Genomic DNA, 12381 nt, shown 5'->3' on the forward strand with positions numbered 1-12381 from the left:
CACACACACCGTATAAAATTAATTGCTGGCAAATCGCTTATTTACGAAAGTCCAAACGGACTTTCTTGGCTCGTGTTTTATTTACTAAATTAGTTGCTTAAAACACGCAACTAACCTTATACAAAAACGTTGTAGCCAATATCCCGAAATGAAAAACCAGAGTTATCATATAGTTTTTGACAAAGAATATTATTTCCCAAAAAATAATTTCGGTCAAAGAAATAATCAACATCCTTCGTGGACTCTAAAACCTTTTGAAGAGACTGAATTAATGTTTGGTGGTTTAATAAAAAATAAACTTAATCGTTTGATTGAATTTGACAAAAGTTTTTTAGCAAATGGACAAGAATTAAAAAACCAATCGTTCGGAATCAATTTTAAGGATTTTTTTAATGTTCAAATAAATGGAGAAAATCTTTTCTACAGACATTTAGAAAACGGAGAAATTGAACGAATAAACAAAACAATCAAAATTGGAATAGATTATTCAAATCATCCTTTAAAAGAAACAAAAATAAAAGTTGTAAAAACACCAGAATCGCTTCTAAATCAAGAATGGGAAGGAAATTGTAATAAAATAGGTGGAAATCCGATTTGGGTTCAAAAACCTGAATTTTTAACTTGCCCAAGTTGTAAAAAAGAAATGACTTTCATCTTTCAATTAGACAGCGGAATTCCCGATTTAAACGCAAATAACAATTACGAAATAATGTTTGGAAACGATGGGGTTTGTTATACTTTTTGGTGTAATGAACATAAAATTAGCGGATACCTATGGCAATCGACATAAAAATACTGGCTACAACACCATATATAATTTATTGCTTGCTTTTTGCTTACTTACGAAAATCCTCGCGGATTTTCTTTGTCAGTAATTATTTATTAATTTAGTGTTAAATTCACGCAACAAACCATATATAAACACGTTAGCAACAACTACAGACCAACAAGAAATGACGACTACAACTGCAACATTTTCAGATATAAAAAGAAAAATTCAAAAACAAATTGAAAACTCGAAAGAATCTATAAAAATCTCTGTAGCTTGGTTTACGAGTAAAGATTTATTAGGACAATTAACAGATAAAGTTGAAAATGGTTGTCAAGTAGAAATTATTATAAGTGACAATATTGAGAATAAAAGATTATCCTTTGACAAGTTTATTCAATCTGGAGGAACGGTTTATATTATGCAAACTAAAAGTGGAAAATTTTTACACGACAAATTTGCAATATTTGATGAGAAAAAACTAATAGCAGGTTCATATAATTGGACATATTCAGCTGAATATTACAATCACGAATTTATTATACAAAGTGAAGAGGCAATATTATTAAAACAGTTCAATATTAGATTTAAGAATTTAAAAGAAATTGTTACTCGTTATGATGAATTAATACTCGCAAGCGAATCTGAATTTTTAGCTGACACAAATGAAAGTGAATTTATAAAGCTTGAAAGTGAATTAGAAGCGAGATTTATGGAAACTATTAAAGAAGCTAACGATTTAGGTGCAAAAATTAATTCAACGAATATTATTTCATATATACATAATTATGGAGCAATTGGAGGAGCTTCAAGATTAATTAAATTAGGAACAGAAAGATTACAATCTGGATTTATTAAATTATGGGAAATAGGTAGATTAGATATTAGTTTTGAAAGTATAATTCTTCAAGATAAATACAGGAAATTATTTAGTAAAGATATTTTAGAAAAAGCTGAAAAAAGGCTCAACGAATTAAAACAAAAATAAAAGCAGTTGCTAACACCGTGTATAATTAATTGCTACTTATAGCTCACTTGGGAAATTCCTTCGGAATTTCGCCGTTCGTGCTTTATTTAGTAAATTCACTGCTTGAAACACGCAACTAATCATACACGTATTCCAAGATCAATTCCTAATAAATATTCTGTTTTTTTAAGCTGCATGTTGTTGAAGAACCACATAAGGTGTTCCTCTTTTTACAACTGCAAAAGCTCTTGCAATTAGTTTGTTTCTAACATTGTTTATCGCTAACATTTTATCTTTTCCTTCTGCTACTTTTCGTTTGTAATATTGTCTTAGTTCACTATCATGTTGTATTGCAGATACACTTACCATACTTAGCAAACTTTTCATTTTCCTATCTCCTAAATAATGACACTGTTTTCGTTTGTAGATACTGGTTCCAGAGCGATGCTCAAAAGGTGCTGTGCCACAATAACTAGAAAAAGCGCGCCAACTTGCAAAACGTGTAAAATTACCAGTATGGTAAATTAATTGACTTGCAACTACTAAGCCTACACCTTTTAAACTTGAAAGCAGTTCATAATTTTTTTGCATAGATTCATCTTCTGATATAATCTCTTTTATTCTATCTTCTACTGCTTTTACTTGCTTAGTTAAATAGTCTATACTGCGCTTTAAACTAATGCATCCAGAATCTGTGGTTGGACTAGACAAAAGCACTTTCATTTCTTTTAATGTGCCTTTAAGGCCTGCATTATTTCTAACCAATTGATCGCGCAATGCTAACAAGCGTCCAAGCTCTAAATGAGACATGCTTTTTACACTACTTGGCGCCAACTCTTCTCTATAAAGCCAAGCATAACGTGCTATTAAAGCCGCATCCAACTTGTCTGTCTTTTCTTTTACAATGCCGGACGAACGTTTTATTTTTAACGGACTTTCTTCAACATAAACTATAGACTGATTAGATAAATAAAGCGCTAATTTTAAGGAGTAATAGCCTGTATTCTCAAAACAATAAAAAACAGCACTGCCTTTACTGTACTTCGAAACCCATTTTAAAAGACTTTTGTAGCCTACTACATCATTAATAAACTCCTTGTGTACTTTGGCTTGATAACAAAAGGCATCTATTGTTTTTTTTGATACATCGATTCCTACGACTTCTTTGTAATTTTTCATATTTTTACAATTAGAGTGAATAAATATGTTGCGTTAACTACTTCCTTTATCGGGAGATCTTTCTCCTGGTATTCCAAATGGTTCTTGGCAACTTATATAGAAAGAGAGGACTCGTACGTGTAAGGGAGCGTTATTCTAAAACACGCTATAGTTCTCCTATTTTTCTATATAAAGATATTTATTACAAACTAAAGAAATACGTTGGCAACAAGACTTGCTCACTCGAACGGCATAACAAAACGGAAAAAAAACTAAATGAAGAAATGGTAAAAACAAAATTAATAATAGACGGAAAAGAAATAAATGTACTCTGATTTACTTTTGAATTTAACCAAGGTGCAGACCGTAGCGGAAGACCATCACAAAGACCTGTATTTGTTGGGCTAAAATTAATCATAGAAACACGAAAAGACTTAAATCTTGTAGAATGGTCATTCTCACCAAATCAAACTAAACAAATAGAATTACATATTTATCCTGTTATTATGGGTGGAAAAACTCGTAAACTTTATTTTTATAATTGTCATCTTGTAAATTGGAAAAATGATTTTTCTTCAACAGGTTCAAACCCTATGTCAGAAACTTTAGAAATCACCTGTGCTGGAGTTGAGGATTCTACTTCGGAAGCTGTATATTCTGCTTATTGGAGAACTACTTTTCCACAACAAGAAGTTGAACCAACAGTGTTAGAAAACAGAGAAGAAGAAATTATAGATTGCTATTTAACAGATTATGGAAATAACGAAAATCCTAATTTAGAAGTAGAGAAAGAGGTGTATTTAGTTATTAAAACCGAGAATTTAATTGGGCAAACTAAAGATATTGATATTTCTAATTTTGGCGAAACATTTTCTTACAATGGTGAAACATTAGAAGATAATACACTAAATGGTTTTAATATCTCTCAAGATTTACATAAAGTAAAGCTAAAAGTAGTTAAATCACAAAACAAAAAAAGTTCATTAGAAGACTAAAAACTATGACATACATAAGAGTTAGAAATACAATTAATGTAGTTCATAAAAAAGTTTTGGATGTATATTTTGCATCACAAACAGAAGAAACTGTTTTTGAAACAGTAAAAGGAAAAGAAAGTGAACACATCGTGAAAAAAGGCGATAATCTTTCTGCAATAGCAAGTGAAAATAAAATAACTTTAGCTAAACTAAAAAAGGATAACACTTTAAAATCTAATGCTCTAAAGGTTGGTCAAAAACTGACTATTAAACAGAACGATACAAAAACTGAAAAAGGCAAAAAAGTAACCTTTACCAGGCTAAACAAAGCTACTTTAGGCGAAGAAATTTACATCATTATAAAAACCGAAAATCTTGACGGAATAGAGATAGAAATAAATGTGATGCAAGGTAAAGAAAAACTATTAGCCGAAAAAGACAGAGCTATTAGTTTACTTAAAGATGATAAAAAGAAGTTAAAAGCTATTGTTGGTGAATATGCTAAAAACGATAAAATAACAAACAAAGAAGATTTTAAAGATTGGGCTATTGCTAAAGTAATTTTAGCACCAAAAGAAGAAAAAACATTAAAAAGTTATACAAAATCTTTAAAAGATGCAACAGACAAAAAAACATATTTATTTTTAGCAGTCAATGCTTGTACAAGCATAGATAATCAAACCGAATTCTATAAAGATGGAAAAATAAAAAAAACAAGCACTCCTAACTATTATTTGAATGAGGAAGGTAAATGGCTGGAATTAGGAGGTAAAAAAGTTTGCCCTATTGACCCATCCATTAGAAGTCATTTTGTAATTCATTGTACAGCTGGCACAATGACAACATCTTCAATAAAGACCAAAACAAAATATGACACTCCTAAAAATAAAAAGAGAAGTGCTGCTCATATATATGTAAATCTTGATGGAACTAAATTAGAAATATGGCCTCTAACTGAAAAAAATGTTTGGGCAACTAAAATAGAAAGTAAAAAAAGTTTAGAAGGTCAAATGTTTCATATAGAATTAAATTATGGTTCTCCAACTAAACCAAGTGAAGCACAATATAAGACACTTGCCGACTTATATATTGAGGCAAGTGAAATTGAAGGTTGTTGGCCAATAATAGCACCTCACATTGAAGTAGATAGAGGAATTGCAGATGGCCATCAAGATCCCACTGATTTTGATTACAATCACTTCTACTCTATTTTAAAAATAAAAGGTGTTCCAATTGATGATATACCTAAGTTTGACCACAATAGGTATTGGGGAAATAAATCATATAAAATTCCTTGGAGCACAGATAAAACTAATTGGCCACCAATTTTAAAAGGTAATCCTCATAAATAACTAAAAATGAAAATACAATTCTTTATTTTATTTTGCTTAACATTTCAGCTTAGCAGTTGCCAAGAAAAGTTTAATAACAAATCCATTTTTTTAGGCGAGTACACAAAAGACTCAATAAAAACATATACTAATGATTCTATAAGATATATTGCAAAAGATTCTTTAAAGCAAACAAATCAATTCACTCCAAAAGAATTTATTAAAATTTTAGATTCGTTAAACTTATTTTTTATTGCAGAAGGAGATGAACCTTTTTGGCAATTAAAATTAAATTCATCTGAATTGACTTTTATGAAATATGACTTTGAGAAAGAAGTTAGCTTTAAGCCAATAATTTCAATTGACGAACAATCAGGTTTTAATATAATGTTTAAATCCAGAAATAACAAAATTTTTGGGTTAATAAAAAGGATTGATAATAAATTAGAAGCTGAAAAGTCTTGTGATTTATCTCTTTCTGACAATTACTTAACTTATGAAGTATTTGTGAGTATGGAAGGTAAAGTTTTTAAAGGTTGTTGTTCAATTGATGAAAAACAATAAATGTCCAGTTGCCAACACCGGTAACCGTTGCACAACCCCTTAAAAAAGCATAAAAACAGCTTAAAATCTTTGATTTTAAGCTGTTTTTAATTTTGATCCGCCATATTTTCTCTAAAACGCAAGTGGCTTAAAACATAGTATTTGAAGGCTTATTAGGTAGTTTTTGGTGCTTTTAATAAAAGCAAGTAGTCCCGCTATACTTTCTGGGCCATTTTTCATATATTTTAAATACTTTTTAAGATTATAGGCTGTTGCGGATAGATGCATACACTTATTAGCTTGTTTAATCCCAAGGGTATTTGCTTTTCCCATTTCTAAAAACGGGGTTAGTGTTCCAAATACGGGCTCTACCGTGCTTTGTCGTTTTCCTTTCATATAACTTCCTTTTTTACTAATTGGTCGTCTCCATTTACTGAACAAAACAGCTGTTAGGAAAACGCAATGGCAGAACGCGTAAATGGCATATTAAAAGATGAGTTCTATTTAGATTAAACCTTTGATAGTGTAGCACACGCAAAGAGAGCCGCAAAAAATGCAATTAATTTATACAACGAAGTAAGATTACATTTATCTTTAGATTATAAAACACCTAATATGGTATATAAATCATCAGCTTAATTCAATTTTAACCTGTAGCCATATTTCAGGACAAGACAGTATAGGCTGTTGCGGATAGAGGCATACACTTATTAGCTTGTTTAATCCCAAGGGTGTTTTCTGCGCGGTAATCGTAAACTACAATGTAATACCAGTTTTCTATCGCTAGTGATATTCTCTAAATAACCAACCAAACAGAATTTGAAAAACACTACGGGATCTAAACTTTTCTGTCCACAGTTTCCGTAATAGATTTTTGTTTGATTCCGTAGAAACTCTAAGTCTAAAATTTCTGATAATCGTCTATAAAAATTGTCTTGGGGAACCCGACGACTCAACTGGAAATTGTTGAATAATTTCTCTTGATATATTTTTGTGCCTTGCATTACTAAATATACGAAATTTCTATATCTTTAACAACACGTTGTGCGACAGGCACAATGGCTAAAATTAATACGGTTTTTGATGCTTAACCCAAAGTTTAGTGTATTTTTATAGAGTCCGCCAAATCTTTTGATTTGGCTTTAGAACAGAAAAAGATAAAACAAAATAAAAAGTTTTGGCTAATCGCTTAATCCGAAATTAATTGCTAATTTAATCCCGTACTAACCTTAGCCGAGCCGTTGTGTATAATTAAACAAATTAGATGAGAAATTTTTTAACATTGATATTTATACTTTTGACTATAACTGGTTTTAGCCAGTCTAATCAATTTCAAAAAGGAGAAGAAGTATATTTATTTGGGGATAATGTAAGACTACGCTCCAAACCCTCTACAAAATCTGAAGTTATTGAGCTTGTATCTATTGGTTCTAAACTACAAATTATTGATATTTCAAATAAAACCCATACTTATAAAGGAATTACTTCACCTTGGTATCTTGTTAACTACAATGGAATACAAGGTTATGTTGTGGGAGGATTAATTTCAATTCAAAAAATAGAGAGTCTTTATTCTGACGCTTATTATTTATTCAATATAGCCAAAAGTCATTTTACTTATTATAATAATATAAATATACGTCTTATCCAGAATAACAAGATTATAGACACTATGGAAATAAAAATTTCAGAGAATGATAATTTTGAATTAAGTGTTTTAGAGAACAAAAATTTAACAAAATGTAAAGATATTATTTTGATAAATCAATCATCAAAAATAGAGAATCCGAATGAAAAAAGGCAATATCAAAATTATATAGGGATTGTAAACAATGCGTTTGTATTTATGGGAACTACAAAAAAGTCTTCGATTAAAAATTTATTCGATTATAATTATGAATTTATATTCTCATCAGAACTTAAAGATAATGTTAAACTAATTAATAAATTAACTTTATACGATGAGAACAAAAAAAAGCATGAAATAAGTTTTAATAAAAAATTAAATTGGAACGGAAGTTATTTTCTTCCTAAATTACATCTTTCATTAGGGTATACAACATCTATTCAAGATTCAAACCTAGAGACAGTGATGGTTTGTCTGGTTGAAAATTATATACTTAATACTACAGACACTAAAGTTCGCTCTGTCATAGATACTGACAATCAAATTGTTTATTCTCTTACATATGAAACTCGTAATAATAAAAAATACATTAAAATCAACCTTATTCAAGGGAAAGATTATAATGTTAACTTATACTACGATAAACAAAAATGTAATTTATATAGGTTAGAGAATGATAAATTAGTTAAAGAATATTAGAACTTTCCAAATGATTTTTTTTATATAAGCTGAGTTCAACCCATAAGTGCAACACTCATACTTTTTAGGGTTTCAATAGGGTTATTATAATTAAACTTTCTAATAGGTCTGTAATTTAGTAATCTTTCTACTTCTTTTATTCTTTTGTTAGAGACTTTTCTAAGGTCTGTTTTCTTTGGAAAAAATCTTCTTATTACCCCGATTCTGTTTTCTACAGTTCCCTTATCCTGAGAGGTGTATGGTCTTGTGAAATATGTTTTCGCATTGACGTCTTTTGCTATTTCTCCATGGCGAGCAAACTCCTTTCCATTATCAAATGTTATTGTCTTAACCCAAGATGAGTCAAAATTAGTTAGGCGTTGATTCATTTTTTGATAAACTTCATCTGCATTTTTACTACTGAGCTTTTCTATCATCGTTACAAGAGTTGCTCTGTCTGTCATAACCAGTAATGCTGATTTATGATTACTACCCATCATAAGATCGACCTCTATATCTCCAATGCGTGAACGTTCTTCGACAACCTTAGGTCTCTTATCTATCCCTATACGACCGATAATAGCTCCTCGTTTATCTTTTATGTTATTTCTCTTTTGCCTTCTACCAGTGTGGCGCAAGTGCTTGTATAGTTTCTTGTAAGCATTGTGATTTCTATGGTTGCTGTGCTTTGCTGTCCATATCCATTTATAGATAGTCTCGTGGCTAACGCAGAGTTCAGATTCTTTTACTAATCGTTTTGCAATCAATTCTGGACTCCACTTCTCATGTTCCATTAAATCGGCTATTCGTTTTTTAAGTCCATCAGTTAAAATAATTGATTTTGGTTTTAGGCAATGTCTATTAAGCGCTTTATGTTGCGCGTGTTCTGCAATGTAAATGCCAGCTGTACGACCTCGACTGGGAGTATTCCTTTTTAATTCTCTTGATACGGTACTTTTATTAACACCAATAATTTTTGCTATTTGTGTTATACTAATTCCTGTCTCTAATAATGCAGAGATTTGATACCTTTGTAACAAGGTCAATTGTTTGTAATGTTTCATCCAAAACGAATATAAATATTGAGCCTAAAATAGATGGGGCTAGCTCCATCTATTTTAAATAGTCGTGTTGCACTTATGACTTGAACTTGGATAATTTAAAATATTAAAAAAAGGAGGCTTATTTTTCTATTGACGATATAGATGAAAGAATAGACTTATTTACAATGACGAGAATTAATGCTAAATAAAAACTACATGTAGGCTTCCCCAAATTAGAACTGCTTAGTTTTCTAAAACTTCTATAAAGTTATTGTTTTTAATTCTTCTGGGGCTAGCCCTAGAAGAATTAATTTTCGCATATTTTATTGGCGGTATTTTTCCTAGTGAGTCGTGTGGTCTGTGATGATTATAATCGTCCATCCATATTTGTGTTTGCTCTCTTACTTGATCGATATCTTCAAAAATGTATTTATTGAGAACACCTCTTCTGTAGGAGCCATTAAATCTTTCTATAAAGGCATTTTGAGTGGGTTTTCCAGGTTGTATATATTTAAACTCTATATCGTGCATCTTACTCCAATCATTGGTAATGTGGGCGATGAATTCAGGTCCATTATCCATACGTATCTTCATTGGTTTACCTTTTCTATTGATAAGATGATTAAGCACCCATACAATACGGTTACTGGTCAATGAAAAGTCTATTTCTATGTGTAATGCTTCTCTGTTATAATCATCTATAATATTAAATGCCCTAAAACGTCTTTTGTTTTCTAGCACATCAGTTACAAAATCCATACTCCAAGTATGGTTAAGCTCACTCGGTATCTCTAAAGGTTCTTTTATTCTTGCTGGTAATCGTTTTTTTACTTTTCGTCGTAGAGGAAGACCTAGTGCCACATAAACTCTGTGCATACGTTTATGGTTCCAAGGTTTTCCTTCGTTACGTAATCTATCATAAGCCTTCCAAAAACCTTCTTCTGAGTGTTCCTTAGCTTTTTGCTGTAAAGCCTGTTCTATGGCAGTGTCATCTTTAGGTAATGGCTTGTAATAATAAACACTCTTACTCATATTTAAAACTCGGCACGCCCTACTAATACCGTAATGAATAAGCGCCTTGGTGATAACTCGCTTACGGTAGGGCTTTAGAGCTTTTTTTCAATGATCTCCTTTGCCATTTGATGGTCAAGAGCCAAAGTAGCATACATCTGCTTGAGCTTGCGATTCTCTTCTTCAAGCTCCTTGAGCCTTTTTAACTCCTTGGAATTCATTCCCGCGTACTTAGAACGCCATTTGTAAAAAGCAGCAGAACTAACCCCGTGTTCTCTACTGATTTGATCAACACTCTTACCGTTGTCGAATTCCTTTAAAATTTTTGCAATCTGCTGGGGTGAAAATTTACTCTTTCTCATAATGTTTAAATTTAAGATAATTATTCTACTTTTAAACAGTTCGGTTTTATGGGAAGCTTACAGGTTAATGGAATTGCTAATAATGCTAACATATATTTTCAAGATTCAGTAAATAAACCTAAGTTCGAAATAAATAATTCTGAATTTTCAATTGATGAACTAGAAAAAAGAAATTATATTCTTTATTTTGATGGCTCGTCAGACCACGCTTTTGACCAAAATGGGAAAGATAGATTTAATAATGGAAGAAAATTTGCAGAAGATAATTATACTGAAATTACTCAAGGTCTAGGAAACGAATCTGTTTATTTAGTTTCTCATAGTGAAGGTGGTGCTTATGCAGCTGGAGTAGCAGACTATATACACGAAAAGGGACATACTATTGGCGAACACATTTTATTATCGCCCGATGAAGGAGATGAATTTGAAATTAATCCAAAGATTCCTAGTTACCAGCTTTTATACATGTTTTTTAGTGATTCTATTTCAAATAAAAAGTGGATACAAGGGATAAGAGGGCTAAAATTTAAAAAGTGGGATAGTTATTACGCAATTGTAGATTGGGTAGTAAATGAACACAAAATAAAAGGAGTAACAAAAATGGGAATAGTATATTATCAAGATACTGGTTGGACAGGTGTCCATGGCTGGACAAATGGGAATAGTGTTTTCAAAAAAGTGTCTGACTTAAAAGAGGTTAAATCCTTTTTAGTACAAGGTGAACATAATGGAGATTTTTACTCTGGTCAAGACCAAACCAAAGTTAAAAACAGCACTAAGTTTTACAGAATTGATGATGAATATATAGTTACTAATTGTCCACCTTTAATAGAAGTAGAATAATGAAAAAAACAATTACAATCATATTAGCTCTATTTGTAACAACTGCAATTGGATATTACGCTTATGCTTATATTATTACTATAGGTTCACAACGTATGGAAGTTATTAAAGTAACAGAAAAATTAAAAGCATTAGAGAAAAAGATACAAAAAGAAACAAATAGTAATATAAGTACTTTCTTTACACCTATTCCAAAGTTCGAAATTGAAAATTGTCAAGGAAAATTACCTTTAAATCTATATGTTAATAATGATTCTATAACTCAATCAAAAAAAATATTAGATAATTATATTTTTAAAATTAGTGAAAGAGTTAATAAAGAATTAACAAATAAAAAATGCATCGACAGTTTAATAATAGAAGTGTCAATACATCATAAACAAGAAAAAGCAAACAGTTTAAAGCATAAAAAATATAGATATTCATTTCCTGTAAAATAACTACTACCAACACCAGTAACCGTTGCACAAACCCCTTAAAAAAGCACAAAACAGCTTGAAATCTTTGATTTTAAGCTGTTTTTAATTTTGACTCTCCGTATCTTCTCTAAAATGCAACTAGCTTAAAATATAGCAATTAAGCACTTGTTAGATGGTTTTTGGTGCTTTGAATAAAAGCAAGTAGTCCCGCTATACTTTCTGGTTGGTTTTTCATATATTTTATATACTTTTTAATATTATATACTGTTGCGGATAGAGGCATACACTTATTAGTTTGTTTAATCCCAAGGGTATTCACTTTACCCATGTCTAAAAACTGGGTTAATGTTTCAAAAACAGGGGCTACCGTGCTTTATCGTTTTCCTTTTATATAGCTTCCTTTTTTACTAATTGGTCGTTTCCATTTACTGAAGAAAACAGCTGTTAGGAAAACGCAATGGCAGAACGTGTAAATGGCATCTTAAAAGATGAATTTTATTTCGATCAAACCTTTGATAACTTGGGACACGCAAAGAGCGCTGCAAAAAATGCAATTAATTTATACAACCAAGTAAGATTACATTTATCTTTAGATTATATAACAACTAATATGATATATAAAGTATCAGCTTAATTCAATTTTAACCTGTAGC

Annotated in this window: 13 protein-coding genes and 2 pseudogenes; 10 read left to right on the plus strand and 5 right to left on the minus strand. The window is 30.8% G+C overall.

The window, feature by feature from the left end; all coding sequences use genetic code 11:
- The first annotated feature begins 148 nt into the window (after nucleotides 1–148).
- Together E9099_RS14325 and E9099_RS14330 are read left to right on the plus strand one after the other, a co-directional pair.
- Nucleotides 149–790 carry a DUF1963 domain-containing protein gene (locus E9099_RS14325; RefSeq protein WP_136584221.1) on the plus strand — a complete coding sequence of 214 codons (642 nt, stop codon included), beginning with the start codon at nucleotides 149–151 and terminating at the stop codon, nucleotides 788–790.
- A gap of 163 nt (nucleotides 791–953) precedes the next feature.
- A complete protein-coding gene (locus E9099_RS14330) occupies nucleotides 954–1757 on the plus strand; it encodes a phospholipase D-like domain-containing protein (protein ID WP_136584222.1) in 804 nt (267 codons plus the stop codon).
- 165 nt (nucleotides 1758–1922) lie between these two features.
- On the opposite strand, the gene E9099_RS14335 is transcribed toward E9099_RS14330, so the two are convergent.
- Nucleotides 1923–2915 carry an IS110 family transposase gene (locus E9099_RS14335; protein WP_136584223.1) on the minus strand — a complete coding sequence of 331 codons (993 nt, stop codon included), beginning with the start codon at nucleotides 2913–2915 and terminating at the stop codon, nucleotides 1923–1925.
- 326 nt (nucleotides 2916–3241) lie between these two features.
- On the opposite strand from E9099_RS14335, the pseudogene tssD reads away from it, so the two are divergent.
- The 3 genes and pseudogenes from tssD to E9099_RS14350 all read left to right on the plus strand — a co-directional run.
- A pseudogene (gene tssD / locus E9099_RS19265) lies at nucleotides 3242–3889 on the plus strand (type VI secretion system tube protein TssD); the annotation flags it as partial.
- A 5-nt stretch (nucleotides 3890–3894) separates the two neighbouring features.
- On the plus strand, nucleotides 3895–5223 hold the full coding sequence (locus E9099_RS14345; RefSeq protein ID WP_136584225.1) for a LysM peptidoglycan-binding domain-containing protein: 1329 nt from the start codon (nucleotides 3895–3897) through the stop codon (nucleotides 5221–5223).
- 6 nt (nucleotides 5224–5229) lie between these two features.
- The gene (locus E9099_RS14350; protein ID WP_136584226.1) at nucleotides 5230–5766 is read left to right on the plus strand and encodes a hypothetical protein; all 537 of its coding nucleotides are present in this window, start codon (nucleotides 5230–5232) and stop codon (nucleotides 5764–5766) included.
- A gap of 111 nt (nucleotides 5767–5877) precedes the next feature.
- Here E9099_RS14350 and E9099_RS19545 read toward each other — a convergent pair whose 3' ends face one another.
- Entirely contained in the window at nucleotides 5878–6186 is a 309-nt protein-coding gene (locus E9099_RS19545; protein WP_262710409.1) for a transposase, read from the minus strand.
- An 87-nt stretch (nucleotides 6187–6273) separates the two neighbouring features.
- On the opposite strand from E9099_RS19545, the pseudogene E9099_RS19770 reads away from it, so the two are divergent.
- Nucleotides 6274–6384, plus strand: a pseudogene (locus E9099_RS19770) (hypothetical protein); the annotation flags it as partial.
- Nucleotides 6385–6464: 80 nt separating this feature from the next.
- On the opposite strand, the gene E9099_RS14365 reads toward E9099_RS19770, so the two are convergent.
- Entirely contained in the window at nucleotides 6465–6749 is a 285-nt protein-coding gene (locus E9099_RS14365) for a transposase (protein WP_240788905.1), read from the minus strand.
- Nucleotides 6750–7009: 260 nt separating this feature from the next.
- Here E9099_RS14365 and E9099_RS14370 point away from each other — a divergent pair, with 260 nt between their 5' ends.
- Nucleotides 7010–8071, plus strand: a complete 1062-nt coding sequence (locus E9099_RS14370; RefSeq protein ID WP_136584227.1) for an SH3 domain-containing protein — start codon at nucleotides 7010–7012, stop codon at nucleotides 8069–8071.
- A 35-nt stretch (nucleotides 8072–8106) separates the two neighbouring features.
- Here E9099_RS14370 and E9099_RS14375 read toward each other — a convergent pair whose 3' ends face one another.
- Nucleotides 8107–9114, minus strand: coding sequence for an IS30 family transposase (locus E9099_RS14375; protein WP_136581813.1), 1008 nt, complete (start codon nucleotides 9112–9114; stop codon nucleotides 8107–8109).
- A gap of 222 nt (nucleotides 9115–9336) precedes the next feature.
- A protein-coding gene (locus tag E9099_RS14380) for an IS3 family transposase (RefSeq protein ID WP_136584228.1) occupies nucleotides 9337–10466 on the minus strand; the annotation gives its coding sequence in 2 pieces (ribosomal slippage) (nucleotides 9337–10205 and nucleotides 10205–10466; 1131 coding nt in all).
- Nucleotides 10467–10514: 48 nt separating this feature from the next.
- Here E9099_RS14380 and E9099_RS14385 point away from each other — a divergent pair.
- From E9099_RS14385 to E9099_RS14395, 3 genes are all read left to right on the plus strand, one after another.
- A complete protein-coding gene (locus E9099_RS14385) occupies nucleotides 10515–11309 on the plus strand; it encodes a hypothetical protein (RefSeq protein WP_136584229.1) in 795 nt (264 codons plus the stop codon).
- Entirely contained in the window at nucleotides 11309–11749 is a 441-nt protein-coding gene (locus E9099_RS14390; RefSeq protein WP_136584230.1) for a hypothetical protein, read from the plus strand. Before E9099_RS14385 ends, E9099_RS14390 begins: the two co-directional genes overlap by 1 nt.
- 436 nt (nucleotides 11750–12185) lie before the next feature.
- Nucleotides 12186–12362, plus strand: coding sequence for an integrase core domain-containing protein (locus E9099_RS14395; RefSeq protein ID WP_136584231.1), 177 nt, complete (start codon nucleotides 12186–12188; stop codon nucleotides 12360–12362).
- The last annotated feature ends 19 nt before the right edge of the window (nucleotides 12363–12381 follow it).

This window comes from Psychroserpens sp. NJDZ02, from assembly GCF_004843725.1.
Lineage (GTDB): Bacteria > Bacteroidota > Bacteroidia > Flavobacteriales > Flavobacteriaceae > Olleya.

Bases quoted from the DNA above. Each gene is read 5' to 3' on its own strand.
- E9099_RS14370 (WP_136584227.1), top strand. From the start codon at position 7,010: ATGAGAAATTTTTTAACATTGATATTTATACTTTTGACTATAACTGGT.
- E9099_RS14325 (WP_136584221.1), top strand. From the start codon at position 149: ATGAAAAACCAGAGTTATCATATAGTTTTTGACAAAGAATATTATTTC.
- E9099_RS14375 (WP_136581813.1), bottom strand. From the start codon at position 9,114: ATGAAACATTACAAACAATTGACCTTGTTACAAAGGTATCAAATCTCT.
- E9099_RS14385 (WP_136584229.1), top strand. From the start codon at position 10,515: ATGGGAAGCTTACAGGTTAATGGAATTGCTAATAATGCTAACATATAT.
- E9099_RS14390 (WP_136584230.1), top strand. From the start codon at position 11,309: ATGAAAAAAACAATTACAATCATATTAGCTCTATTTGTAACAACTGCA.
- E9099_RS14330 (WP_136584222.1), top strand. From the start codon at position 954: ATGACGACTACAACTGCAACATTTTCAGATATAAAAAGAAAAATTCAA.
- E9099_RS14365 (WP_240788905.1), bottom strand. From the start codon at position 6,749: ATGCAAGGCACAAAAATATATCAAGAGAAATTATTCAACAATTTCCAG.
- E9099_RS14335 (WP_136584223.1), bottom strand. From the start codon at position 2,915: ATGAAAAATTACAAAGAAGTCGTAGGAATCGATGTATCAAAAAAAACA.
- E9099_RS14345 (WP_136584225.1), top strand. From the start codon at position 3,895: ATGACATACATAAGAGTTAGAAATACAATTAATGTAGTTCATAAAAAA.
- E9099_RS14350 (WP_136584226.1), top strand. From the start codon at position 5,230: ATGAAAATACAATTCTTTATTTTATTTTGCTTAACATTTCAGCTTAGC.
- E9099_RS14395 (WP_136584231.1), top strand. From the start codon at position 12,186: ATGGCAGAACGTGTAAATGGCATCTTAAAAGATGAATTTTATTTCGAT.